This window comes from Streptomyces sp. NPDC104096 (genome assembly GCF_055584385.1).
In genome coordinates this window covers 37,871-61,962 of the sequence record NZ_JBVJMD010000018.1, presented here as the reverse complement: position 1 = coordinate 61,962, position 24,092 = coordinate 37,871, and the positions used below count along the sequence as shown (strand labels likewise).

At 71.0% G+C, this 24,092-nt stretch carries 18 protein-coding genes; 15 read left to right on the top strand and 3 right to left on the bottom strand.

The features are described from left to right. The first annotated feature begins 830 nt into the window (after positions 1–830). From ACZ60B_RS20055 to ACZ60B_RS20030, 6 genes are all read left to right on the top strand, one after another. Complete coding sequence (locus tag ACZ60B_RS20055) at positions 831–2,729, top strand: glycogen debranching N-terminal domain-containing protein (protein WP_469388698.1); 1,899 nt, start codon at positions 831–833, stop codon at positions 2,727–2,729. Positions 2,730–2,885: 156 nt separating this feature from the next. Next, complete coding sequence (locus ACZ60B_RS20050) at positions 2,886–3,644, top strand: NUDIX hydrolase (RefSeq protein ID WP_351614301.1); 759 nt, start codon at positions 2,886–2,888, stop codon at positions 3,642–3,644. 136 nt (positions 3,645–3,780) lie between these two features. Then, positions 3,781–6,465: an ABC transporter ATP-binding protein gene (locus ACZ60B_RS20045; protein ID WP_469388696.1), complete on the top strand. Its 2,685-nt coding sequence runs from the start codon at positions 3,781–3,783 to the stop codon at positions 6,463–6,465. 162 nt (positions 6,466–6,627) lie between these two features. Continuing rightward, positions 6,628–7,515 (top strand): FadR/GntR family transcriptional regulator, encoded by an 888-nt coding sequence (locus ACZ60B_RS20040; RefSeq protein WP_469388694.1) that lies wholly within the window; start codon positions 6,628–6,630, stop codon positions 7,513–7,515. A gap of 434 nt (positions 7,516–7,949) precedes the next feature. Further along, positions 7,950–9,500, top strand: a complete 1,551-nt coding sequence (locus ACZ60B_RS20035) for an RNA polymerase sigma factor (RefSeq protein ID WP_469388692.1) — start codon at positions 7,950–7,952, stop codon at positions 9,498–9,500. A gap of 134 nt (positions 9,501–9,634) precedes the next feature. Next, positions 9,635–10,507, top strand: coding sequence for a S1 family peptidase (locus ACZ60B_RS20030; protein WP_469388690.1), 873 nt, complete (start codon positions 9,635–9,637; stop codon positions 10,505–10,507). A gap of 287 nt (positions 10,508–10,794) precedes the next feature. Here the strand turns inward: ACZ60B_RS20030 and ACZ60B_RS20025 are convergent, their stop codons facing one another. Further along, entirely contained in the window at positions 10,795–11,025 is a 231-nt protein-coding gene (locus tag ACZ60B_RS20025; protein ID WP_351607431.1) for a DUF7455 domain-containing protein, read from the bottom strand. A 442-nt stretch (positions 11,026–11,467) separates the two neighbouring features. Between ACZ60B_RS20025 and ACZ60B_RS20020 the strand changes: the two genes are divergently transcribed. From ACZ60B_RS20020 to ACZ60B_RS19995, 6 genes are all read left to right on the top strand, one after another. Further along, positions 11,468–13,588 carry a DNA gyrase/topoisomerase IV subunit B gene (locus tag ACZ60B_RS20020; protein ID WP_469388689.1) on the top strand — a complete coding sequence of 707 codons (2,121 nt, stop codon included), beginning with the start codon at positions 11,468–11,470 and terminating at the stop codon, positions 13,586–13,588. 269 nt (positions 13,589–13,857) lie between these two features. Then, the gene (locus ACZ60B_RS20015) at positions 13,858–14,382 is read left to right on the top strand and encodes a DUF1453 domain-containing protein (protein ID WP_469388688.1); all 525 of its coding nucleotides are present in this window, start codon (positions 13,858–13,860) and stop codon (positions 14,380–14,382) included. Next, positions 14,379–15,530 carry a histidine kinase gene (locus ACZ60B_RS20010; RefSeq protein WP_469388687.1) on the top strand — a complete coding sequence of 384 codons (1,152 nt, stop codon included), beginning with the start codon at positions 14,379–14,381 and terminating at the stop codon, positions 15,528–15,530. Before ACZ60B_RS20015 ends, ACZ60B_RS20010 begins: the two co-directional genes overlap by 4 nt. Beyond that, on the top strand, positions 15,527–16,210 hold the full coding sequence (locus ACZ60B_RS20005) for a response regulator transcription factor (RefSeq protein ID WP_469388686.1): 684 nt from the start codon (positions 15,527–15,529) through the stop codon (positions 16,208–16,210). The genes ACZ60B_RS20010 and ACZ60B_RS20005 overlap by 4 nt, the downstream gene beginning before the upstream one ends. A gap of 69 nt (positions 16,211–16,279) precedes the next feature. Beyond that, the gene (locus ACZ60B_RS20000) at positions 16,280–16,840 is read left to right on the top strand and encodes a DUF485 domain-containing protein (RefSeq protein WP_469388685.1); all 561 of its coding nucleotides are present in this window, start codon (positions 16,280–16,282) and stop codon (positions 16,838–16,840) included. Beyond that, a complete protein-coding gene (locus ACZ60B_RS19995) occupies positions 16,837–18,429 on the top strand; it encodes a solute symporter family protein (RefSeq protein WP_469388684.1) in 1,593 nt (530 codons plus the stop codon). The genes ACZ60B_RS20000 and ACZ60B_RS19995 overlap by 4 nt, the downstream gene beginning before the upstream one ends. A gap of 48 nt (positions 18,430–18,477) precedes the next feature. On the opposite strand, the gene ACZ60B_RS19990 is transcribed toward ACZ60B_RS19995, so the two are convergent. Next, positions 18,478–19,170 carry a response regulator gene (locus ACZ60B_RS19990; RefSeq protein ID WP_469388683.1) on the bottom strand — a complete coding sequence of 231 codons (693 nt, stop codon included), beginning with the start codon at positions 19,168–19,170 and terminating at the stop codon, positions 18,478–18,480. A 160-nt stretch (positions 19,171–19,330) separates the two neighbouring features. On the opposite strand from ACZ60B_RS19990, the gene ACZ60B_RS19985 reads away from it, so the two are divergent. The 3 genes from ACZ60B_RS19985 to ACZ60B_RS19975 all read left to right on the top strand — a co-directional run bounded on the left by ACZ60B_RS19985 (position 19,331) and on the right by ACZ60B_RS19975 (position 22,153). Further along, positions 19,331–20,146: an ABC transporter ATP-binding protein gene (locus tag ACZ60B_RS19985; protein WP_450665453.1), complete on the top strand. Its 816-nt coding sequence runs from the start codon at positions 19,331–19,333 to the stop codon at positions 20,144–20,146. Further along, positions 20,136–21,011 (top strand): ABC transporter permease, encoded by an 876-nt coding sequence (locus tag ACZ60B_RS19980; protein ID WP_469388682.1) that lies wholly within the window; start codon positions 20,136–20,138, stop codon positions 21,009–21,011. The genes ACZ60B_RS19985 and ACZ60B_RS19980 overlap by 11 nt, the downstream gene beginning before the upstream one ends. An 80-nt stretch (positions 21,012–21,091) precedes the next feature. Continuing rightward, positions 21,092–22,153, top strand: a complete 1,062-nt coding sequence (locus tag ACZ60B_RS19975; RefSeq protein ID WP_469388681.1) for an ABC transporter substrate-binding protein — start codon at positions 21,092–21,094, stop codon at positions 22,151–22,153. 98 nt (positions 22,154–22,251) lie between these two features. Here the strand turns inward: ACZ60B_RS19975 and ACZ60B_RS19970 are convergent, their stop codons facing one another. Continuing rightward, positions 22,252–23,928, bottom strand: coding sequence for an ATP-binding protein (locus ACZ60B_RS19970; protein WP_469388679.1), 1,677 nt, complete (start codon positions 23,926–23,928; stop codon positions 22,252–22,254). Between the last annotated feature and the right edge of the window lie 164 nt (positions 23,929–24,092).

Here is a 24,092-nt window from a genome sequence, read left to right as displayed (position 1 = left end):
AGCCGGAGCCGGAGCCGGAGCCGGAGCCGGAGCCGGAGCCGGAGCCGGGGGCGAAGCCGGAGCCGGAGCCGGAGCCGGGGGCGAAGCGGGGGGAGCTGTGGCGCCGCCATTCGGTGGGGCTGTCGCGGCAGGGCCGTGACCCGAGGGTTCAAGTCTCCGTTCACCTGAGTGGCGGAACGCGTGGACGGGGCGCGCCGCCACACCCCACGTACCGCCCCAGCACTCCGCCCGGCGCCGCCCACGCCCAGGGGCGCACAGAGCGCAGAAGAAGCCACCGCATGCACAGACACCAGCCCACTCCGCCCTTCGCCGCCCATACCCCCTTCGCCTCCGGGCGGCCCGCACCACCTTTCCCGCCCGGCGCGGATCCGCAGGACGCGGACGATTCCGGCACAGGCCGCAACCAGCCGCCCGCGCCCCCGGGCCCGGGACAGTCGCCGGTATCCGAGAGCCCGGGGCATTCGCCCGGGCCCGCGCATCAGGAGGAGCTGTCGTACGCACCGGTGAACCAGGACCAGGCATCCGAGCCCGAAGGCCAGGGGCCGCTCCCCGCCCCCGGGAGCCCTGACCAGGTCCGCCTGCCCGCGGGCCAGGACCGCACCGCCCGACCCGCGGGAGAGGGATCACCCGCCTCACCTCCTTCACCTCCTGCGCCCGCAGGCCGGACGCAGCCGCCCCGGCCGGCGAACCGTGCGTGGGCGCCGTCCCCACGCGCCGGCCAGGCGCGCCGCCCCGCCACCTCCGCGTCGGAAGGGGCTTCGCAGCCGGCCCCGCTCCCCACTCCCCGCCGTGCCACCGATCTGCCCCCCACCCACACCGCGCTGATCTGCGTGGCTCTTCCCGGGCTCGCGATCTCCACCGATCAGGCGCAGCTCACCGGCGAGGGACTGGATGGGTACTACCGAGCGGGCCGACGCCTGCTGTCCCGTTGCCAGGTCCGCGTGGCCGGGCGCGAACCGCTGGCGGTCCAGGCGCGGATGACCACGGCGGACCAGGCCCGCTTCCTGGGGACCCTGCGCTCCTCGCCCGGCGCCGGCCCCGATCCGGACATCGTCGTCGAGCGGATCCGTCATGCGGACGGCACGGAGCGGATCACGCTGCGCAGCACCTCGCCACGCCCCCTGCGTTTCCCGGTCGAGGTGGCCCTGGGCACCGACCTGGCCGACCTGGGCGCCATCGCGTCCGGGACCGCGGGGCCCGAGCTGCCCGCCAGCGTCCATGACGGCGGCCTGCGCTGGTCCTGCGCCCTCGGCACGTCGGCGGTCACCGCCGATCCGCCGCCGGCCGACGCGCTGGCCTCGGCGGGACTGCTGCGCTGGGACATCGAACTGCCTCCCGGAGGCAGGACGACCCTGGAACTGCGCGTGCGATCGGACGGCGCCGGACCCGTCCGCGCGGTGGGCCGGACAGCGACGACTCCGCTCGCCGCCGCGCGGGCGACTGGCGAGCATCCGGGCGCCCAGGCCCTGATGCGGGTGAGTGTCGAGGACCTCCAGGCACTGTTGCTGCGGGACCCTGCGCACCCTGCCGACACCTACCTCGCGGCCGGGGTGCCCTGGCGCTGCGGCCTGGCGCCGGCCGAGGCGCTCACCGCGGCCCGGATGATCCTGCCGCTCGGCACCCGGCTGGCCGCGAGCACGCTGCGCGTCCTCGCCCGCACCCAGCTCCCGGGCTCGGGCGCGATCCCGGGCCCGCTGCGGGACGCGGGCCCACGGCTGCCTCCGACCTGTACATCCACCGAGGCCACCGTGCTGTTCCCGGTGCTTCTCGCCGAGGCGCGCCGCTGGGGGCTCCCCGAGCGCGAGACCGAGGAGTTGCTGCCGGCGGCCGAACGCTGTCTGACCTGGCTGCGGACCGCGGTGGGCGACGGGACCTACCTCTACGACCCGCAGACCGACGGCCCCGCCCGCTGCGAGACGCAGGCCCGCGCCCACCGTGCCGCACTGCTCGGCGCCGATCTGCTGGACGCCTGCGGACGGCCCGGCGGTGACGGACTGCGGCAGTGGGCGAGAGCACTGCGGGGCGCGTTCCGGGAGGACTTCTGGGTCGAACACCCCGGTGGCGGTCGGCCCGCGGCCGCGCGTGCCTCGGACGGACGCCTCCTGACGCACCTCGGCGCCTTCGCCGTCCACCTGCTCGACACCGGCCTGCTCGGCGGAGGCGAACCGGCACCCGGTCTGCTGGACAAGGTACGGACGGAGCAGCTCGCCCGACTGCTCGGCGGCCCGGCGATGGACTCCGGCTGGGGACTGCGCGGGCTCGGCGCCGATGAAGCGGGGTACAACCCCCTCGGTCACCGCGGCGGTGCCGTGCGGGTCCAGGAGACAGCCGTGGCCGTCGCGGGTCTCGCCGTCGCGGGGCACGAGGAAGAAGCGACCTCACTGCTGCGCGGAGTCCTCGCGGCAGCCGACGCCTTCGGCCACCGGCTGCCGGAGATGTACGCGGGCGAGCAGCGCGCCGACGGGAGCGCTCCCGTACCGCACCCCGCGGCCTGCCGCCCGGCGGCCGTCGCGGCAGCCGCCGGGGTCCTGATGCTGACCACCCTCGCCGGGATCCGCCCCGACGCCCCGGCCGGCACCGTCATGCTGCGTCCCGTGCGCGGCGCGCCCCTGGGTGAGATCGGCCTGACCGGCCTGCGCGTCGCGGGCGCGCCCTTCTCGGTGCGGGTCGGCCGACTCGGCCTCGCCATGGTCGAGGAGGCGGCCGACGGACTCCAACTGGGAATGTGACCCCAAGCCGCACCCCACCGCGCAGGGCACCGCACCGTCCCTCGGCGGCCCGGGCGGGCAGACCGCCGTGAGGTGCTATTCGAGCGGGGTGGATCAGCCGTCGACGGGACCGAAGAAGGGAGTGTTTATCGTCAGGAAGACGACTATGATCACGGCATGCCCTACGACCCGTCAGCCTTCCCGCCCTTTGCCGTCACCGTGGACCTGGTCGTGCTGACCGTGCGCCGCCATGCCCTGTGCGCGCTGGCGGTACGCAGGGGGGAATCGCCGTTCCAGGGGCGTTGGGCGCTTCCCGGCGGCTTCGTGCGGGCCGACGAGGATCTTTCACAGGCCGCGGCGCGTGAGCTCGCCGAGGAGACGGGGCTGCGCGCCCACGACCCGGACGTCCCCGCCCAGGACAACGGTGCCCACCTCGAGCAGCTCGCCACCTACGGCGACCCCAAGCGGGACCCGCGGATGCGTGTGGTCAGCGTCGCCCACCTCGCGCTCGCCCCGGATCTGCCGGCGCCCCGCGCCGGCGGCGACGCCAGCAACGCGCGCTGGGCACCCGTGGAGGAACTGTTGCAGCAGGGCGGTTACGGCCGTGACGGCGAACCTGTCGCGCCCCTCGCCTTCGACCACGCCCAGATCCTCTCCGACGGCGTGGAGCGCGCCCGCTCCAAGATCGAGTACTCGTCGCTGGCCACGGCGTTCTGCCCCACCGAGTTCACCGTCGGCGAGCTGCGGAGGGTCTACGAGGCGGTGTGGGGCGTGGCGCTCGACCCGCGCAACTTCCACCGCAAGGTGACGGGCACGCCCGGCTTCCTGGTCCCCACCGGCGGTACCACCACCCGGCAGGGCGGCCGCCCCGCCCAGCTGTTCCGGGCCGGCGGTGCCACGCTGCTCAACCCTCCGATGCTGCGCCCCGAGGTCTGAACCCGGCCGTCGGAAGCCGTCATTGTGGTGGGCCGTCCCGCAATGACCGACAGCCACCGGGCCAACCGGTCGTCTGCTGTCGCAGCACGCCGCGCGATACCTGGCAAATCGGATATAGCGCGCTATCTTGCTTCAGGTGATCCAGGCCTTCGGACTGACCAGCAACCACCGCAAGGACCTTCCGCCCGCGGTCGACGACGTCTCCTTCGAGGCGCGCGGGGGCCGCGTGACCACGCTGCTCGGCGCAGCGGACGCGGGCAAGACCATGGCTCTGAAACTCATGCTCGAACTCCAACACGGCCGTGGTGTCACCCACTTCAGAGGGCGCCCGCTGCACCACATCCCCCATCCGTCGCACGAGGTGGGCGTGCTGCTCGGAGACGTTCCGGGGCATCCGGCCCGTACGGTCCGCGGCCACCTCCGCATGCTGTGCGCCGCCGCCGGCGTCCCGGCCCGCAGAGCCGACGAAGTCCTCGAGGTCGTCGGTCTCGTCAGTCTGCGCCACGAGCGCCTCGGCACCCTCTCGCGCGGCATGGACCGACGCCTCGGTCTCGCCTGTGCTCTGCTCCCCGACCCGCACACCCTCGTGCTCGACACTCCCACGGCGGGCCTCAACGCCCGCGAGGGCCGGTGGCTGCACGGAATGCTGCGCGCGCACGCCGCCCAGGGCGGCACGGTCCTGCTCACCACCGCCGACCCCAAGGAGGCCGCCCGCACCGCCGACCGGATCGTCACGCTGGAGCGGGGCCGGGTCGTCGCCGACCAGGAGGCGGAGGACTTCGCCCGCACGCGGCTGCGCCCCCGTGTCGTCGTCCGCAGCCCGCAGGCCACCCGGCTCGCGACCGTGCTCTCGAAGGAGGCCCGCGCCGCCCGGCGGTCCGTCGAGGTCGTGCAGGACGGCGGCAACCGCCTCTGCGTCTACGGCAGTACCTGCGCCGACGTCGGCGAGACCGCGTTCCGGCACGGCATCCTCGTACACAAACTCGCCGACGAGACCGGCGACATGGGGCCCGGAGCCGAGGCCGGCCCGAACGGCCCGTGGAGCGGCGAGCTGCCCGACGCGGGTGAGCCGGGGACGAGGACCCGCCGGAGCGGGAAGCTCCCCGTCGCCTCCGACACCGCCCCCCTCGCCGTCAGTCCTCCTCCCACTCCCACGGAGCCCTCGTTCGAACCCGGCACGGCCCACCCCGCCGGTCGGCCGCGTTCGTCCGACGAGGACCTGCTGTCCGTCGATGTGCCGCATCCGTCGGCCGACGACCTGTCGTCCGTCGATGTGCCGGATCCGTCCGACTACCGGCCGCCCTCGTCCGGCGCACCGCATCCGTCCGCGGACGAGTCGCCGTCCGCCGACGTACCGCGTCCGTCCGCCGACGTACCGCGTCCGTCCGTGGGCGAGCCGAAGTCGGCCGACGTACCGCAGCCGGCCGTGGACGTGTCGTGCCCGTCCGTCGACGGGCCACCGCCCATCGACGTCCGGCAGTCCACGGCCGCCGCGTCACTTCCGTTCACCGACGCGCCCGCCCCCCTCGCCGACGCGCCACCCCGGCGCACCGACGCACCGCTTCCGTCCCCGGCCACGTCGCTGCATCCCCGTACGGCGACCGTCCCGGGCGGCGGGGAGGCGACCAGCGCCCATGAGACGCCCAAGGCCCGAGGGACGTCCGAGGCCGGGGAAGTCCTCGACGCCGGGGAGGTGCGTGCCGTCGTGGTGCTGACGGCAGAGCCCGGAGCGACAGTGTCGGAGGCTTCCGAAACGGCGGTGTCGGCGGCTGTCGAAGCGGCGGCCTCCGCAGAGGCGCAGACGGTTGCTTCAGCCGGGCCGGCCCCTGTCGGGGCATCCGTGTCGGGGACTGCCGAACCTCACGCCTCTCGCACGTCACCCACGGCCGCCGAGCCCTCCACGGCCGGCGGCACGGGTGTCTCGGAGCGTCCGGGTGCCCATCTCCCGCGCACACCAGGTCCGCGTACCGCGGCGCGCACCCACCGGACCGCCCGGCCGGGCGCGCTGGACTCGCTCTCCGAACTCCCGCCCCCGATCTCCGTCCGCCCCGCCCCCAGTCCCCTTCGCCCCCTTCGCTACGAGTTCCGGCGTGCCGTCGGCATCGGCACCGGGTTCTTCACGGCCGCCGCCGTGCTCGTCGCCTCGGCCCTCACCGCCGTGGTCCTGGCCCGCGTCGGCCACACCTCCCAACCCCGACTGCTGGCGGCCTGGCCGCGGGAACTCCCGCTGCCGCCCGCGGCGCTGGGCGCCGGACTGCTCGGTGCGCTCGCCTTCGGGGACGAGTTCCGCCATCCCGCCCTCGCGGCGGATCGCGGCACCGTGCCCAGGCGGCTCGGACTGCTCGCCGCCAAGCTCCTCGTCTCCGCGGCCACCGCGCTGCTGCTGGCCTTCCTCACGGTGGGCTGCGACGCGGAAGCGCTCTATGTCGTATACGGACGAGAGCTCGCCCAGGTTCCCGCCGACTGGTTCTCGCTGACCTTCGCCTGGGCCGGGCTCGTGGTCGGCTGCGCCTGGGCCGGCGTACTGGCGGCGGGTGTCTTCCGGTCCACCTCCGCAGGACTTGCCGCGGTGGTCGCGGTGCCCGTCGTCGTCGTACCACTCGTACAGAAGGCCCTTCAGGGAGCGTCTGTACGGAGAGCGGCCGGCCTCTCGGTGCGGCTGCGCGAGGTGTTCCTGTGGCAGTGGCCCTTCGGGGGCGAGCGGTATCTGGCGGGAGCGGCCCGAGTGATCGCCCAACCCGTCGGTGGCGCAATGACGTTGTCGCTCACCGCGCTGCTCTGCGCCTATCTGCTCACGATCCTGCGCAGCAGGACCCGATGATCACCGATCGTGCGCTTCCCATCCCGGCCTGCGCACAACTCCCCGGAGTGCGCCCATTTCTTTCCGATAAGGCGTCAATTGCGACGGGGTGAGCGATCACCCTTTCGTGTGCTTTTCACCAAAGACCTCAAGGGAGTTGGAGACGACGCCGACAAAGGATCCGTGAGTACCCTTGCGCACACCATGATGACCGTCGCCCGCTCCACCGACTCCGGCCTTGTCGGCCCGGGCGAACTCGACCGCTATCCCTACACCGAGGCCTCCGCCGGTGAACGGGTCGGAACCACCGTATGGGAGGGAGCCGAGCCGGAGCTGGGCCGCGTGGGCCGGCGGGCCGCGGGCAGCCGCGGGCGCGGACTGCACGGCCAACTCGTTCAGCAGCTGGGTCAGATGATCGTCTCCGGTGACCTGGGTGCCGACCGGCCGCTGGTGCCCGAGGAGATCGGGCAGCGCTTCGAGGTCTCCCGGACGGTCGTCCGCGAGTCGCTCCGTGTCCTGGAGGCCAAGGGCCTGGTCAGCGCCCGTCCGAACGTGGGCACGCGCGTGCGCCCCGTCAGTGACTGGAACCTCCTCGACCCGGACATCGTCGAGTGGCGGGCCTTCGGGCCGCAGCGGGACGACCAGCGCCGCGAGCTGAGCGAGCTGCGCTGGACGATCGAGCCGCTCGCCGCCAGGCTCGCCGCCGGACACGGCCGTGAGGACGTCCAGCAGCGGCTGGGGGACATGGTCGAGATCATGGGCCACGCCATGGGGCAGGGTGACGCCCTCACCTTCTCCAGGGCCGACGCCGAGTTCCACTCGCTGCTCATCCAGGTCGCGGGCAACCGCATGCTGGAGCACCTCTCCGGGATCGTGTCCGCCGCCCTCCAGGTCTCCGGTGGTCCGGTCACGGGCTGCGACCGGCCGGCCGAGGCGTCCCTGGCCCACCACGGCAGGATCGTCGAAGCCCTCGCCGAGGGCGACGGCGCGGCGGCCGAGTCGGCCATGCGTCTGCTCCTCACCACCCACCCTGAGGTGGACCGTGTGGTGCCCGCGCCGCGCGAGCACTGACCGCGACCGTGCCCCACGGGCGATCCGGCCGGAGATGTCTCCCCCCTCCTGTGACATCACCCGGTCGGAGTACCGTGCTCCGCCGGACCCCGCAGGAGCCCCGGTTCCTGCGGGGTCCGGCGGTGCGACGGGACGGAGGACGTGCCGGAGTCGACCCCTGGTGGTAACCCCAGTGACACTTATTGTCCATGCCTGGCCGCTTTTGAGCGCTTAAGGGGTGTGACTCGGGCCACGCAGATTGGGCGTAACGCTCATGGAGACAACGCGATGACCTAAGAGGTGACTGCCGCGGAGGGAATACGGACGCCGTTTCCGGCGCTGTGAATCCTCCCGGCCCCCGCCCGCGCCGTCGGCCCATCCCCAGGCCGGTGGTCGGCTCCTGTCCGTCGTGGACGGGGCCGGAAGCCGTTTTCCAACGTTCCGAGAGGTTGTTCGTGTCGGCCAGCACATCCCGTACGCTCCCGCCGGAGATCGCCGAGTCCGTCTCTGTCATGGCGCTCATTGAGCGGGGAAAGGCTGAGGGGCAGATCGCCGGCGATGACGTGCGTCGGGCCTTCGAAGCTGACCAGATTCCGGCCACTCAGTGGAAGAACGTACTGCGCAGCCTCAACCAGATCCTCGAGGAAGAGGGTGTGACGCTGATGGTCAGTGCCGCGGAGCCCAAGCGCACCCGAAAAAGCGTCGCTGCGAAGAGTCCGGCCAAGCGCACCGCCACCAAGACGGTTGCGGCGAAGACGGTGACCACCAGGAAGGCCACCGCCACCACGGCCGCCCCTGCGTCCCCGGTCGACCCCACCGCCGATTCCGCCGAGGAAGCCGCGACCGCCAAGAAGGCGGCAGCGAAGAAGACCACCGCCGCCAAGAAGACCGCGGCGAAGAAGACGACCGCCGTGGCCAAGAAGACGGCGGCCAAGAAGACCAGCGCCAAGAAGGACGACGCCGACCTCGTCGAGGACGAGGCCCTCGAAGAGGTCAAGGGTGGCGCCGAGGAGCCCGAGGGCACCGAGAGCGCCGGCTTCGTGCTCTCCGACGAGGACGAGGACGACGCGCCCGCCCAGCAGGTCGCGGCCGCCGGTGCCACCGCGGACCCCGTCAAGGACTACCTCAAGCAGATCGGCAAGGTCCCGCTGCTCAACGCCGAGCAGGAGGTCGAGCTCGCCAAGCGCATCGAGGCGGGCCTGTTCGCCGAGGACAAGCTGGCCAACGCCGACAAGCTGGCGCCGAAGCTCAAGCGCGAGCTGGAGATCATCGCCGAGGACGGCCGCCGCGCCAAGAACCACCTCCTGGAGGCCAACCTCCGTCTGGTGGTCTCCCTGGCCAAGCGCTACACCGGCCGCGGCATGCTCTTCCTGGACCTCATCCAGGAGGGCAACCTCGGTCTGATCCGCGCGGTCGAGAAGTTCGACTACACCAAGGGCTACAAGTTCTCCACGTACGCCACCTGGTGGATCCGTCAGGCGATCACCCGCGCCATGGCCGACCAGGCCCGCACCATCCGTATCCCGGTGCACATGGTCGAGGTCATCAACAAGCTCGCGCGCGTCCAGCGCCAGATGCTCCAGGACCTGGGCCGTGAGCCCACCCCGGAGGAGCTGGCCAAGGAACTCGACATGACCCCCGAGAAGGTCATCGAGGTCCAGAAGTACGGCCGCGAGCCCATCTCCCTGCACACCCCGCTGGGCGAGGACGGCGACAGCGAGTTCGGCGACCTCATCGAGGACTCCGAGGCCGTCGTCCCCGCGGACGCGGTCAGCTTCACCCTCCTGCAGGAGCAGCTGCACTCTGTCCTCGACACCCTGTCCGAGCGCGAGGCGGGCGTCGTCTCCATGCGTTTCGGTCTCACCGACGGTCAGCCGAAGACCCTCGACGAGATCGGCAAGGTGTACGGCGTCACGCGTGAGCGCATCCGGCAGATCGAGTCCAAGACGATGTCCAAGCTGCGTCACCCGTCGCGTTCCCAGGTGCTGCGCGACTACCTCGACTAGACCGTAGTCGTACGAAGCCGAAGGCCCGGTTCTCCCGAGGAGGACCGGGCCTTCGGCGTCCGTGTGCGCATGCGCGCCGCGCCATGTTGGATCACTCTGGGTCTCCCACGACCACCCCAGAGTGAGGAACGTGCATGAGGCGTCTTTCTGTCAGGGCCCTGACCCGGCCGCTGGTGCTGGCGGCCGCGGCGACCGCGATACCGCTGGTGTCCGCCGCTTCCGCGTCCGCCGACAACATCGTCGTCGGCGGATTCCCCGTCGATGTGTCCACCAGCCCGTGGACGGTGGCACTGTCGAGCGTCGACCGGTTCGGAGGTACGCGAGCGGGCCAATTCTGCGGCGGAGTGGTGATCGGTCCGGCCAAGGTCCTCACCGCCGCCCACTGCCTGAGCGACGAGGCGCTGGGGACGGGATCGGGTCGTGCCGGCGACCTCAAGGTCATCGCGAACCGTACCGACCTGCTCTCGACCCAGGGCCAGGAGATAGCCGTACGTGACACCTGGGTGAATCCGGACTACGACAGTGTCAGTAACGCCGGTGACTTCGCCGTGCTGACCCTCGCGGAGCCGCTGCCCGCGAGCTCGGTCATCAAGATGGCCGCCGAGAACGATCCCGTATACGCACCCGGGACGGCGGCGACGGTCTACGGATGGGGTGATGTCACCGGGGCCGGCGACTATGTGCACAGTCTGCGGGCCGCGCAGATGCACGTGCTGGAGGATGCCCGGTGCGAGAAGGCCTATCCGCGCGGCAGGGCCGACGGAACCTATCTCGCGGCCAGCATGCTGTGCGCCGGGGAGACCGCCGGGGGCCGGGACGCCTGTCAGGGGGACAGCGGCGGCCCGTTGGTGGCCGGGGGGAAGCTGATCGGGCTCGTGTCGTGGGGGAGCGGCTGCGGACGGGCTGGAAGCCCCGGTGTCTACACACGGGTGTCCGAGGCCGTACGCGTGCTGGGGCGAGCCGGGACCGGCGCCGGCCGGGCGGGGCGTGCACACGACGCCGTGTGACGTCCTCAGGGCCTTGCCCGGGCAAGAGGCGCCGCGGCCGGGCGGCATGGGCCCGCGCGGGCAGCCACTGGCCGGTGGCCGGCGGGCTCTGGGACTTCGCTGGTGCACCGCAGCCGGGCTGCGGGCTCTGGGACCCAGCCGGCGCACCGGTGGCCGGGCGGCAGGTCCTGGGTCTTCGCCGGTGTACGGAGAGTCGTGATGACGAGACGGGCGGCCGTCCCTGGGCTCAGGGGCGGCCGCCCGTGCGCCGGCCTGTGCCGGAGCTGGCTCGTCGTCGGTCCGAAGCGTCAGCGCTCTTCGGCGGAGGCGGACTCGGGAACGGAGGTCAGCCGCTCCGTCTCGTCCTGTATCTCAGCGGCGATCTTCTTGAGTTCCGGCTCGAACTTGCGGCCGTGGTGGGCGCAGAAGAGCAGTTCTCCGCCGCTCAGCAGGACGACGCGCAGGTATGCCTGGGCGCCGCAGCGGTCGCAGCGATCAGCGGCCGTCAGTGGGCTCGCGGGGGTCAGAACAGTAGTCACGTCGCCTCTTCTCTAGCTCGACGAGCTGTCGTACCAGGGTCAACATCCAACCAGCCCCAAAACGTTCCCGCTCGAGGCTTTTCCTCGAAAGATTCTTCCGAGGTGGCAGGCTGCTGCCGGTTTGGCGGCGAATGTGCCGTATTGCGTGTCTCTTGGCTTACGGTTTCGCGCGTTCGGTCATGGTCAGGTCCTCCCGGCCGGGTTGCCGGTTTGTTCATGAGGACGTGCCCGGAGCCTAAATGGTTCATGCGTCGAAGGGAACGTGATATGTACTTCACTCCATCGAGGGATCGAACGTGTATGCGACCCTGGACTACTGTGAGTTCGGAAGCAGGGTGGCGTTACAACGGCTCTACCAGGCCTCGGTACCCTCTTGGCGGCAACCCAAGCCGCGCCCTTACCCACAGGGGCCTCATTTGAAATTCAGCGAGGAGCGAACCGCGTGACCGCCGAAACGTCCGTGCCGTCCACAGCGCTGCTGGCAGGAGCAGACCGGGACGGTTCCAATTACACCGCGCGGCACCTGCTCGTCCTGGAGGGTCTCGAGGCCGTACGCAAGCGCCCGGGCATGTACATCGGGTCCACCGACAGTCGTGGTCTGATGCACTGCCTGTGGGAGATCATCGACAACTCCGTGGACGAGGCCCTCGGCGGCTTCTGCGACCACATCGAGGTGATCCTGCACGACGACGGCTCGGTGGAGGTGCGGGACAACGGCCGCGGCATCCCGGTCGACGTCGAGCCCAAGACCGGCCTGTCCGGCGTCGAGGTCGTCATGACCAAGCTGCACGCGGGCGGCAAGTTCGGCGGCGGCTCGTACGCGGCCTCCGGTGGTCTGCACGGTGTCGGCGCCTCCGTGGTGAACGCCCTGTCGGCACGGCTCGACGTCGAGGTGGACCGCGACGGACACACCCACGCGATCAGCTTCCGGCGCGGTGTCCCCGGCGGGTTCGCCGCCGACGGTCCCGACGCCAAGTTCGAGCAGGGCGGTCTGCGCAAGACCAAGCGGATCGCCAAGACCCGCACCGGCACGCGCGTGCGGTACTGGGCGGACCGGCAGATCTTCCTCAAGGACGCCAAGCTCTCCCTGGAGAACCTCCACCAGCGCGCCCGCCAGACCGCGTTCCTGGTGCCCGGCCTGACCATCGTCGTCCGCGACGAGTACGGCCTCGGAGAAGGCGGCAGCAAGGGTGAGGAATCCTTCCGTTTCGACGGGGGCATCAGCGAGTTCTGCGAGTACCTGGCCACCGACAAGGCCGTCTGCGACGTCCTCCGCTTCACCGGACAGGGCATCTTCAAGGAGACCGTTCCGGTCCTCGACGACCACGGCCAGATGACGCCGACGGAGGTCACCCGGGAGCTCGGCGTCGACGTCGCGCTGCGCTGGGGGACCGGCTACGACACGACCCTCAGGTCGTTCGTCAACATCATCGCCACCCCCAAGGGCGGCACCCACGTCGCCGGCTTCGAGCAGGCCGTCGCCAAGACGATGAACGAGGTCCTGCGCGCCAAGAAGCTGCTGCGCGTCGCCGAGGACGACATCGTCAAGGACGACGCCCTGGAGGGTCTGACCGCCGTCGTCACCGTCCGTCTCGCCGAACCCCAGTTCGAGGGTCAGACCAAGGAGGTCCTCGGCACCTCCGCGGCCCGCCGCATCGTGAACACCGTGATCTCCAAGGAGCTCAAGGCGTTCCTGACCTCCACGAAGCGTGACGACGCGGCCCAGGCCCGGGTGGTCATGGAGAAGGCCGTCGCCGCCGCGCGGACGCGCATCGCGGCGCGGCAGCACAAGGACGCGCAGCGCCGCAAGACGGCCCTGGAGTCCTCCTCCCTGCCCGCCAAGCTGGCCGACTGCCGCAGCGACGACGTCGACCGCAGCGAGCTGTTCATCGTCGAGGGAGATTCCGCGCTCGGCACCGCAAAGCTCGCCCGGAACTCCGAGTTCCAGGCGCTGCTGCCGATCCGCGGCAAGATCCTCAACGTGCAGAAGTCGTCCGTGACGGACATGCTCAAGAACGCCGAGTGCGGTGCGATCATCCAGGTCATAGGAGCCGGATCCGGCCGGACCTTCGACATCGAGGCGGCTCGCTACGGCAAGATCATCATGATGACCGACGCCGATGTGGACGGCTCCCACATCCGCACCCTGTTGCTGACCCTGTTCCACCGCTACATGCGGCCCATGGTCGAGTCCGGCCGGGTGTTCGCCGCGGTACCCCCGCTGCACCGGATCGAGCTGACCCAGCCGAAGCGAGGCCAGGACAAGTACGTCTACACGTACTCGGACCGTGAGCTGCGCGACAAGCTCATGGAGTTCCAGAGCAAGAACATCCGGTACAAGGACTCCATCCAGCGCTACAAGGGTCTGGGCGAGATGGACGCCGACCAGCTGGCCGAGACGACCATGGACCCGCGCCACCGCACCCTGCGCCGCATCAACCTCTCCGACCTGGAATCCGCCGAGCAGGTCTTCGATCTGCTGATGGGCAACGACGTGGCACCCCGCAAGGAGTTCATCTCGAGCTCGGCGGCGACGCTGGACCGGTCGCGCATCGACGCGTAGCCGGGGCGCCGGCACCGGAGCCTGCCCGCTCCACCGGAGCGGGTTCCGGCGTGCGCGGGCTCCGGCATCCGCGGGCTCCGACCCACCGCCGGGGGTGGCGGCCCCGCGTTGTCGTCGGGGCCGTCTCCACCTCTGGGTGGAAAGGGCGAGCCTGCGGGATCCACCCGTGATCCACCCCGGCTCCGATCTGCTGTTCCGCGGATTTCCGTAGCGTCGAAGGCGTCGACGGCACTCGCTGTTGGTCTCCCCTTCCGCTCACGGAGGCTGTGATGTCCGGGCTGGTCAACGCGTCGGTGATCGTCGCCGCGGTCGTCGTGGTGGTCGTACGGCAGTTCCGCGCACGTGAGGTCGACGCCGACCGGCGCTGGTGGCTGCTGCCCGTGATCCTGGCCGTGGTGGCGCTGCGGGAGCCGGACGTACTCGACGTTCACCACCGAACGGCGTCGGTGCTGCTGCTGGGCGTCGAGCTCCTCATCGGGCTGGCCGTGGGGGTCGGCTGGGCCTGGACGACCCGGATATGGGTGGCGCCCGACGGTGCCGTGTGGAGCAAGGGCACCAAGGCCGGTGCGGCCGTCTGGATCGTCGGCATCGGTCTGCGGGCGGGCCTCCTCGGGCTCGGCCTGGCACTCGGTGTGCATCAGGGCGGTTCGGCCCTGATGCTCGGCCTCGCGGCCACCCTGCTGGTTCGCTCCGGCATCCTGGTCCTGCGCGCGCAGACCGTGGCCTCGACGGACGCCCGGGCCGCGACGTGCGGTGACGGTATGGCCCTGTCCCTGCGGAAGGAGCGGGTATGACGCGCAATGCCTGGACGCGCTGGCCCTCCCCGGAGGCACTCGGCCGCAACGGCCTCTCGCGGCCGAGGCGCCTGATGTCCTGGGGCATCCGCGTCCTGGTCCTCGGGATGCTGCTGTGGAGCGTCTTCGACAGCAAGCACGTGCACGGCTGGGGCTACGTGCTCGCCGTCGCAGGGATCGCCGTGACCGGAGCGCTCGCCTGGGGATTCTGGCGGACCACTCTCCAACACCGGCTCGTACCGTCGCTCGTCCTGGCCGTTTCCCTGCTCGGGATGGCGGTGCCGGCCCAGTTCGCGGGCTTCGACGGGCCGGCCCTCGTCCTGTGGTGCGGCTGCGCGATCTCCGCGCTGGAGCGGATGCCCCTGGGCGCCGCGCTGCCCGTCGCCTCCGTCGCCCTGGCCTCGTTCGCCGCCGTCAACAACGACGTCTGGCTGACGACCGCCGCCACCGTTACCGGCATGGCCCTCGCCGGCTATGTCCTGCGGCTGGACGCCGAGGCCCGGGGCAACGCCCAGCGGCTGCTCACCCAGGAGCGTGCGGCACGGGCCGCCGAGGCGGAATCCGCGGCGCTGGCGGAGCGGGCCCGCATCGCGAGGGAGATCCACGACGTGCTGGCCCACAGTCTCTCGGCGCAGCTCGTGCACCTGGAGGCGGCCAGGCTGCTGATCGAGCGGGGAGCCGACCGGGACCGGATCCTCGAACGGGTCGTGGCGGCCCGCGGAATGGCCCGCGACGGGCTCGCCGAGACCCGGCAGGCACTGTCCGCGCTGCGCGGGGAGATGACACCGCTGGAGGACTATCTGGCCGAACTCGTCCGAGCCGCCGACGGAGCGGAGGTCACCATTACGGGTGAGCGCAGACCGCTGCCCGCCGAGGCGTCACAGGCGGTGCGCAGGGTCGCCCAGGAAGCCCTTACGAACGCCCGCAAGCACGCACCGGGCGCCGAGGTCCGGGTCCGGCTCGACTACCGGGCGCACGAAGTGACCCTGGACGTAAGGGACTCGGGTGGTTCTCCGGGCGAACTCTCCGAGGCGGGAGGCGGGTACGGTCTGCTGGGCATGCGGGAGCGCGCCGAACTGCTCGGCGGTTCGCTCCGGGCCGGTCCCGGCGAGGAGGGGTTCGTGGTGACGCTGAAGGTGCCGACATGAGCGAGGGGGCGGCGCCGAAGCCCGCGCGGGTCGTGGTCGCCGACGATCAGACCGTCGTCCGGGAAGGCATCGTGATGCTGCTGGGGCTGCTGCCCGGGATCGAGGTCGTCGGCTCCGCGGGCGACGGGGACGAGGCGGTGCGGCTGGTGGCCGAACTCGCGCCGGACGTGGTCCTGATGGACCTGCGCATGCCCCGCTGCGACGGAGTGGAGGCGACGCGGCGGATCCGCTCGGAGTACCCCGGGACGCACGTGGTGGTGCTCACGACCTTCGCGGACGACGACTCGCTGTTTCCGGCCCTGCGGGCAGGGGCGCGCGGTTACCTCACCAAGGATGCCGGCGGCGAAGAGATCGTACGCGCCGTGCACAGCGTGCTGTCCGGTGACGCGGGACTGGCGCCGAGCATCCAACGGCGTCTGCTGGAGCGGCTGTCCGAGCCCGAACCGGCTCCGGCGTCGCCCGCCGACGCGCCCGACGGGCTCACCGCGCGGGAGACCGACGTACTGACGCTGATCGCCGAAGGGCTCAGCAACCAGGAGATCGCCCGCAGACTGCATGTCTCCACGGCGACCGTGAAGACCCACATCAACAACCTGTTCGCGAAGGCCGGGCTCAAGGACCGTGCGCAGGCGGTGCGTTACGCGTTTGCGAAGGGATTGGCGCGCCCACCAGCGGGTTGAGTCACCTGATGGGGTGAAGAGCAGAGGGAAGAAGAGTCGGGGATGTTCCCGTTCTGTCCATGCTTGGGTATGCAGTCAAGCAACGGGCACCCACGCGGAGGCGAGGGCGGTCCCGAGAGTCCCGACGAGAATCACGAACGGCTTGCCCCGGACCACGCCGGAGCGCCGGCGGTCCTGCCGTACGACGACCCCTGGTACGACGTGCTCGCCTCGGGCTGGGGTGAGGCGGACGCCGGGAAGCTGCCGGCGGGTTCCGTTCCGCGGGCCCGTCAGGAGCGGGAGGACGGGGCGTGGGCCATGGCGGACGTCTACCTGGAGGTACAGCGCAGTGCCGCCTTCCAGGAGGTGCGCAGCCGGTACCGGAGGTTCGTGGTGCCGGCCGTCGTCGCCTTCTTCACCTGGTACGTGGCGTACGTGGTGACCGCGACGGCCGCGCCGGGATTCATGGCGCGCCCGGTGGCGGGCGCGGTGAACGTGGCGATGCTCGCCGGGCTCGGCCAGTTCCTCACCACGTTCCTGCTCACCTGGGCCTACGCCCGGCACGCTCGGCTGCACAGGGACCGGGCCGCGCTCGAACTGCGCTGGGACACCCAGGAACTGACCCGCGGAGTCGGGGGCGGTAGGTCGTGACGGGTCATCACCAGACGCTGGCGCTGGTGCTGTTCAGCGTCTTCATCGCCGTGACGCTGGGGATCACCACGTGGGTGAGTCGCAACCGGCACGGTTCCGCCGAGGAGTTCTATGCGGGCGGCCGCCTCTTCTCGCCCATGGAGAACGGCTTCGCCATCGCGGGCGACTACATGTCGGCCGCGTCCTTCCTCGGAATCTCCGGCCTGATCGCGCTGTTCGGCTACGACGGCCTGCTGTATTCGGTGGGCTTCCTCGTGGCCTGGCTGCTCGTGCTGTTCCTCGTCGCGGAACTGGTCCGCAACTGCGGCCGGTTCACGCTGGCCGATGTGGTCGCGGCACGGATGAAGGAGCGTCCCGTGCGGATCGCGGCGGGAACCTCCTCGGTCACCGTGTCCGTTCTCTACCTGGTGGCGCAGATGGTGGGCGCGGGCAGCCTGGTCGCTCTGCTGCTCGGGCGCACGGGCGCGGCGGCGCAGACGTGGACCGTGATCGGTGTCGGTGCGCTCATGGTGATCTACGTGTCGCTGGGAGGCATGCGGGCCACCACGTGGATCCAGATCGTCAAGGCGGTGCTGCTGCTCGGGGGGACCGTCGTGCTGACCGTTCTCGTCCTGACGCGGTTCCACGGCGACTTCGACCGACTGCTGCTCACCGCGGCCGAGCGCAGCGGCCATGGGTCCGCGTTCCTGGCGCCGGGGCTGAAGTACGGCGAGGACTGGACGGCCCGTCTCGACTTCATCAGTCTGGGACTGGCGCTCGTGCTGGGCACCGCAGGTCTGCCGCACATCCTGTCCCGCTTCTACACCGTGCCCACCGCGCGGGCGGCCCGGCGTTCGGTCGTGTGGTCGATCGGGCTCATCGGCGGCTTCTATCTGATGACGATCGTCCTCGGCTTCGGGGCGGCCGCGATCGTGGGGCCGGAAGCGGTGCGGACTTCGAACGCGGCCGGCAACACGGCGGTCCCGCTGCTGGCACTCGACCTGGGCGGCGGCGCGGACTCCACCGGGGGCACGGTCCTGTTCGCGATCGTGGCCGCGGTCGCCTTCGCCACGATCCTCGCGGTGGTCGCCGGGATCACCCTCGCGTCCTCGGCCTCCGTCGCACACGACCTGTACGCGTCGCTGCGCCGTCGACGGGCGGAACCGTACAGCGAGGTGGCCGTGGCGCGGACCGCCGCGGTCGGTATCGGAGCGCTGGCGATCGGACTCGGGCTGCTGGCCCGTGATCTCAACGTCGCGTTCCTCGTGGGGCTCGCCTTCGCCGTCGCCGCGTCCGCGAACCTGCCGGTGCTGCTCTACTCACTGTTCTGGCGCGGCTTCACGACGCGTGGCGCCGTGTGGGCCGTGTACGGCGGGCTGGTTCCGGCGCTGGCGCTCGTCGTGCTGTCGCCGGTGGTGTCGGGCAGTCCGGAGTCGCTGTTCCCGGGTGTCGACTTCCAGTACTTCCCACTCCAGAACCCCGGGCTCGTCTCGATTCCGCTGGGCTTTGTCGCGGGCTGGCTCGGTACCGTCACCTCGGCCGAGCCACCGGACCAGGCCAAGCACGCGGAGATCGAGGTGCGGTCGCTGACGGGAGCGGGAGCCGTGTAGCGCTGTTCCGGCCGTCCAGCCGCTGTCACTGCCCCTGCCGAGGCAGGGCTACGGTGCCACCCAGGCGTATCGGTGCTCCGGGCGGCCGGTGTCGCCGTATCTGAGGGTGAGGCGCAGCCGTCCGGCCTGTTCCAGATGGCGGAGGTAGCGCTGGGCGGTGGAGCGGCTCAGACCGGTCTCGGCGGCGACCTCGTGGGCGGACAGCGGATGCTCCGCGCGGTGCAGCACGGTGCAGATCAGGTCGGTGGTCGGCTCCGAGTGTCCGCTGGGCAGCCCAGGCGCCGTCGTCCCCGGCGCGGTGCGCAGGGCGCCGAAGATCCGGTCGACCTGCTCCTGGCCCGCGATGCCGCGGCCGCCGACCCGGTCGACGGTGCGGCGCAGGGCCGCGTAGGAGTCGAGACGGGTGCGCAGCGCGGCGAAGGTGAACGGTTTCACCAGGTAGTGCAGCGCGCCCAGGCGCATCGCGGCCTGCACGGTCGCCACATCGCCGGCCGCCGTGATCATGATGACGTCGGTGCCGTGCCCCTGTTCCCTCATGCGGTGGACGAGTTGCAGTCCCGTCCGGTCGGGGAGGTAGTGGTCGAGCAGTACCAGGTCGATGCCGCCCTGTTCGACGGTTGCCAGCGCCTGGGCAGCGCTGTGCGCGCGGGCGGCCACCCGGAATCCGGGAACCTTCCCCACGTATCTGGCGTTGATCTCGGCGACACGGAAGTCGTCGTCCACGACCATGACGTCAATCATTGGCCCTCTCTTCCTCAAGGCCAGCGGGCGTTACGCCCATGTTTCGGCTCCGCTTTTGTAGCGCGATCAAAAAGAGCACAACAGGCTCCTGCGAGCAAAACATCGGCCAGCGCGCAGAAGACTGCTGCCGAGGTACCGGCCGGATCTACGGTCCTCGGCCATGAGCCCAGACACCAGCCCCGCCATCGAACTACGGGGCGCGAGCAAGATCTTCAAGACCCCGTCGGGGGGTCTGCACACCGCCGTCAGAGATCTCGACCTCACGGTCGGCCGCGGCGAGTTCGTGGCGGTCGTCGGCCCCACGGGCTGCGGCAAGTCCACCACGTTGACGCTGGTCAGCGGCCTGGAAGAGCCCACCGAGGGTGAGGTGCTGGTCTCGGGTGAGCCAGTGCGCGGAGTAGGCGGCAAGGTCGGTTTCGTCTTCCAGCAGGACGCCACCTTCCCCTGGCGTACGGTTCTGTCCAACGTGATGGCCGGCCCGCTCTTTCGCGGTGTGCCCAAGGCGGAAGCCCGGGAGAAGGCCCGTGAATGGCTGGCCCGGGTGGGCCTCGCCGCCTTCGAGGACCGCTACCCGCACCAGCTCTCCGGTGGTCAGCGCAAGCGTGTCGCCCTCGCCGCGACCTTCGTCAACGACCCCGAGATCCTGCTGATGGACGAGCCGTTCTCGGCGCTCGACGTGCAGACCAGGGCCCTGATGTCGGACGAGCTGCTGGAGCTCTGGGAAGGCACGGGCGCCTCTGTCGTCTTCGTCACCCACGACCTGGAGGAGTCCATCGCCCTGGCCGACAAGGTCGTCGTCATGACGGCCGGGCCCGCCACCGTCAAGCAGATCTTCGACATCGACCTGCCGCGGCCGCGCAAGGTCGAGGCGGTGCGGCTGGAGCCGCGGTTCATCGAGATCTACCGCGAGATCTGGGAGTCGCTCGGCGAAGAGGTCCGCATCACTCGCGAGAGGGGCGCCGCCAATGTCGCCTGAGGTCATGCCCGAGGTCGTCGTCGCCCCGGCCGGAAAAGAGACGGACCAGCCGGGACGCGCGCACTCGCGGGCCCGCGCCGCGCGCAGACGCCGGATCGTCGTCGTGGCGTCCCGTGTGCTGCTGCTGATCGCCGTCCTCGGCCTGTGGGAGGTTCTCTCCCGGGCCAATGTGATCGATCCGTTCAACTTCTCGATGCCCTCGAAGATCTGGGACCAGATCTACACCTGGGTGACCCACGGGACCGCGCTCGGCTCCCTGGGCGAGCAGATCTGGTACACGATCTACGAGGCACTGCTCGGCTGGGTCATCGGTGTGGCCGGCGGTGTCGTGTGCGGTATCGCCCTGGGCAGGATCACCTTCCTCGCCGATGTCCTTGGTCCATACATCAAGGTGCTCAACTCCATACCCAGGATCGTCCTCGCTCCGATCTTCGTGATCTGGTTCGGGCTCGGTCCCGCGTCCAAGGTCGCGTCCGCCGTCGTCCTGGTGTTCTTCCCGGTGTTCTTCAACGCCTTCCAGGGCGCCCGTGAAGTCGACCGCAACCTGGTGGCCAACGCCAGGATCCTCGGCGCCAGCGATCGCAGGGTCACCCTTCAGGTGGTCATCCCGTCCGCCACCTCGTGGATCTTCACCAGCCTCCACGTCAGCTTCGGCTTCGCCCTCATCGGCGCCATCGTCGGCGAGTACATCGGCGCGACCAAGGGCATCGGCCTGCTCGTCGCACAGTCCCAGGGCACCTTCAACGCGGCCGGTGTGTACGCCGCGATGGTCATCCTCGCCGCCGTCGCGCTCGTCGCCGAGGGACTGCTGACCTTCGCCGAGAACCGCATCTTCCGGTGGAAGCCGTCGGGCTCCGGCGACTGAGCCCTCTCCGGAACCTCTCCTTCCCGCACTCCTCCTTCCCGTCTGTCTCGCACCGCCATCTCACAAGGACGTGAACCGCCATGCGCAAGACCGCCAGATACACCACCCTGGCAGCCGCCGGACTGCTCGCCCTCTCCTCCCTCACCGCCTGTGCCAACGACGCCGCCGGTACCGCGTCCTCCGGCTCCGGCGCCAAGGGCGGCGGAAAGGGCGAGAAGGTCAAGATCATGGTCGGTGGCCTGGACAAGGTCATCTACATGCCGGCGGTGCTCACCCAGCGACTCGGCTTCTTCGACGCCGAGGGCCTCGACGTGGAGCTGCTCAGCGAGCCCGCGGGCGTCCAGGCCGAGACGGCCCTCGTCTCCGGCCAGGTCCAGGGGGCGGTCGGCTTCTACGACCACACGCTCGACCTCCAGGTGAAGGGCAAGGCCGTGGAGTCGGTCGTGCAGTTCTCCCATGCGCCCGGAGAGGTCGAGGTCGTTTCCACCAAGGCCGCCGGCGACATCACCTCGCCCAAGGACTTCAAGGGCAAGAAGCTCGGCGTCACCGGCCTCGGATCGTCGACCGACTTCCTCACCAAGTACCTCGCGGTGAAGAACGGCGTGAAGGTCAGCGAGTTCACACCGGTCGCGGTGGGCGCGGGGCCCACGTTCATCTCGGCCCTCCAGCAGGGTGCCATCGACGGCGGTATGACGACCGACCCGACCGTCGCCACGATCCTGGACAAGAAGGCGGGCCAGGTCCTCCTCGACATGCGGACGCCCGAGGGTTCGCAGGAGGCGCTGGGCGGCCCGTACCCGTCGTCCAGTCTGTACATGCAGACGGACTGGGTGAACGGGCACAAGGCCACCGTCCAGAAGCTGGCCAATGCGTTCGTCAAGACGCTCAAGTGGATGTCCACCCACAGCGCCGCCGAGATCGCCGACAAGATGCCCGCCGACTACTCCCAGGGCAACAAGACGCTCTACGCGGACGCCATCAAGAGCACGCTGCCGATGTTCACCGACGACGGGGTGATGCCCGAGGGCGGCCCCGAGACCGTCGAGAAGGTGCTCAAGGCGTTCAACCCCACCATCCAGAACGCCGACGTCGACCTGAACAAGACGTACACCACGGAGTTCGTCAAGAAGGCGACCGGCTGATTCACCCACGGGGGGCGGCGCTGTCCCAGCCCCGCCCCCCCACGGTCCCGTAGTGCCTCAGGCGTGAGCCGCCCCCACCTCACGGTGGTCCGGGCGGCTCACGGCGTCTCCGTCTCCGTCCACGCCGCGCTCGGCGTGGGCGTGTGCCGGGCGGGATCCAGCTCCGCCTCGGCCAGCGCCTCCGGCAGGACCACCGTGAACTCCGCGCCCCCGCCGTCCGCGTCGCCCACCGTCGCCGTGCCGCCCTGCCGCTCGGCGAGCCTGCGCACCAGGGGGAGTCCGATGCCGCGCTGACCGTGCGGGGGAGGCTCCTTCGTGGACCAGCCCTCGGCGAAGACCAGCTCCCGTTGCGCCGCCGGGATGCCGGGGCCGGTGTCCCTCACCCGCAGGACGACGGTACGGCCCTCGGTGCGCAGTTCGACCTCCACACGTGCGTGCGGTGTGCCCCGGACCGCGTCCAGCGCGTTGTCCACCAGGTTGCCGACGACCGTGACCAGCCCCCTGGGATCGACGAGCCGGTCCGGCAGCCAGGTGCGGTCCGAGACCCACAGGGCGACGGCGCGCTCGGCCGCCACGGTCGCCTTGCCCACCAGCAGGGCCGCCAGCAGCGGGTCCCGGATCTTCTCGGTGACCTGTTCCGCCGTCACGCGGTGGTCGCCGACCACCTCTCCGATGAACTCGACCGCGTCGTCGAACATCTCCAGTTCCAGCAGTCCGAGCAGGGTGTGCATCCGGTTGGCGTGCTCGTGGTCCTGGGCGCGCAGCGCGTCGATGAGGCCACGCGTGGAGTCCAGCTCCCGGCCGAGCTGTTCCAGCTCGGTGCGGTCGCGCAGGGTGGCCACGGCGCCCCCGTCGTCCGTCGGCATGCGGTTGGCGACCAGGACGCGCTGACCGCGGACGGTGAGCAGATCGGTGCCGGTCACCCGGCCGGCCAGTACGTCCGCCGTGCGTCCCTCGCCGAGCGCCTCGTCGGGAGACTCCCCGACGACCTCCTCACCGATGTCCAGCAGACGTTGCGCCTCGTCGTTGAGGAGGCGTATGCGGCCGGCGCGGTCCAGGGCGACGACCCCCTCCCGTATGCCGTGCAGCATCGCCTCGCGTTCCACCAGCAGCCCGGAGATGTCCGAGAAGGCCAGGTCGCGGGTCTGCCGCTGGACGCGCCGGGAGATCAGCCAGGCGGCCAGCGCGCCGACGGCGAGCGCACTGCCCGCGTAGGCCAGCAGGCCCGGGATCGCGTGGAGCAGCCGGGTCCGGACGCTGTTGTACTCGATGCCGACCGACACCGCCCCGATGATCTCGCCGTGGCTGTCGCGCAGGGGCACCTTGCCGCGCGCCGAGCGTCCCAGGGTGCCGCTGTCGATCTCCATCACCTCCTGCCCGTCCAGGGCCCGGCTGGGATCGGTCGAGACCGGGTGGCCCACCTGCGCGGGGTCCCGGTGCGACCAGCGCGTGCCGTCCATGTCCATCACCACGACGTACTCGGCCCCGCTGGCCTTCCTGATCCGCTCCGCCTCCCGCTGCACCGGCCCGTCGACCGTGGCCGGTGTGCTCTCCAGGTCCTCGGCGATCTGCGGCTGGGCGGCGGTGGTCTGCGCGATCGCCAGTGCGCGCCGCATCGCCTCGTCGTCGAGCTGGTGGCCGAGCGGTGCCAGGAACAGACCGGTCGCCAGGACCGCGACCCCCGCGGCGATCGCCACCTGCATCAGCAGGACCTGCGAGAACACTCGCCGGGGCAGTCCCAGGCGCAGGCGGCGTACGGGTGAAATGGGGCTCATGACCCAGACCGTACGCGGGGCGCGGGTCGTACGGCAGGGGAGGGCCGTGGACGGCCCCGGCCGACGGCCGCGAGAACATGCTCGCGGTGGTCGGCCCGGCAGCGCGGCCGTCGTCCGTCCGGGGAGGCGGCACTCCGCCGGTGCGGCCGTCGTCCGTCCAGGGG

What these genes read in the sequence shown, in the direction of transcription:
- ACZ60B_RS20050 (WP_351614301.1), top strand. Translation starts at nt 2,886, where the DNA reads ATGCCCTACGACCCGTCAGCCTTCCCGCCCTTTGCCGTCACCGTGGAC.
- ACZ60B_RS20030 (WP_469388690.1), top strand. Translation starts at nt 9,635, where the DNA reads ATGAGGCGTCTTTCTGTCAGGGCCCTGACCCGGCCGCTGGTGCTGGCG.
- ACZ60B_RS20015 (WP_469388688.1), top strand. Translation starts at nt 13,858, where the DNA reads ATGTCCGGGCTGGTCAACGCGTCGGTGATCGTCGCCGCGGTCGTCGTG.
- ACZ60B_RS20010 (WP_469388687.1), top strand. Translation starts at nt 14,379, where the DNA reads ATGACGCGCAATGCCTGGACGCGCTGGCCCTCCCCGGAGGCACTCGGC.
- ACZ60B_RS20005 (WP_469388686.1), top strand. Translation starts at nt 15,527, where the DNA reads ATGAGCGAGGGGGCGGCGCCGAAGCCCGCGCGGGTCGTGGTCGCCGAC.
- ACZ60B_RS20000 (WP_469388685.1), top strand. Translation starts at nt 16,280, where the DNA reads ATGCAGTCAAGCAACGGGCACCCACGCGGAGGCGAGGGCGGTCCCGAG.
- ACZ60B_RS19990 (WP_469388683.1), bottom strand. Translation starts at nt 19,170, where the DNA reads ATGATTGACGTCATGGTCGTGGACGACGACTTCCGTGTCGCCGAGATC.
- ACZ60B_RS19985 (WP_450665453.1), top strand. Translation starts at nt 19,331, where the DNA reads ATGAGCCCAGACACCAGCCCCGCCATCGAACTACGGGGCGCGAGCAAG.
- ACZ60B_RS19980 (WP_469388682.1), top strand. Translation starts at nt 20,136, where the DNA reads ATGTCGCCTGAGGTCATGCCCGAGGTCGTCGTCGCCCCGGCCGGAAAA.
- ACZ60B_RS19975 (WP_469388681.1), top strand. Translation starts at nt 21,092, where the DNA reads ATGCGCAAGACCGCCAGATACACCACCCTGGCAGCCGCCGGACTGCTC.
- ACZ60B_RS19970 (WP_469388679.1), bottom strand. Translation starts at nt 23,928, where the DNA reads ATGAGCCCCATTTCACCCGTACGCCGCCTGCGCCTGGGACTGCCCCGG.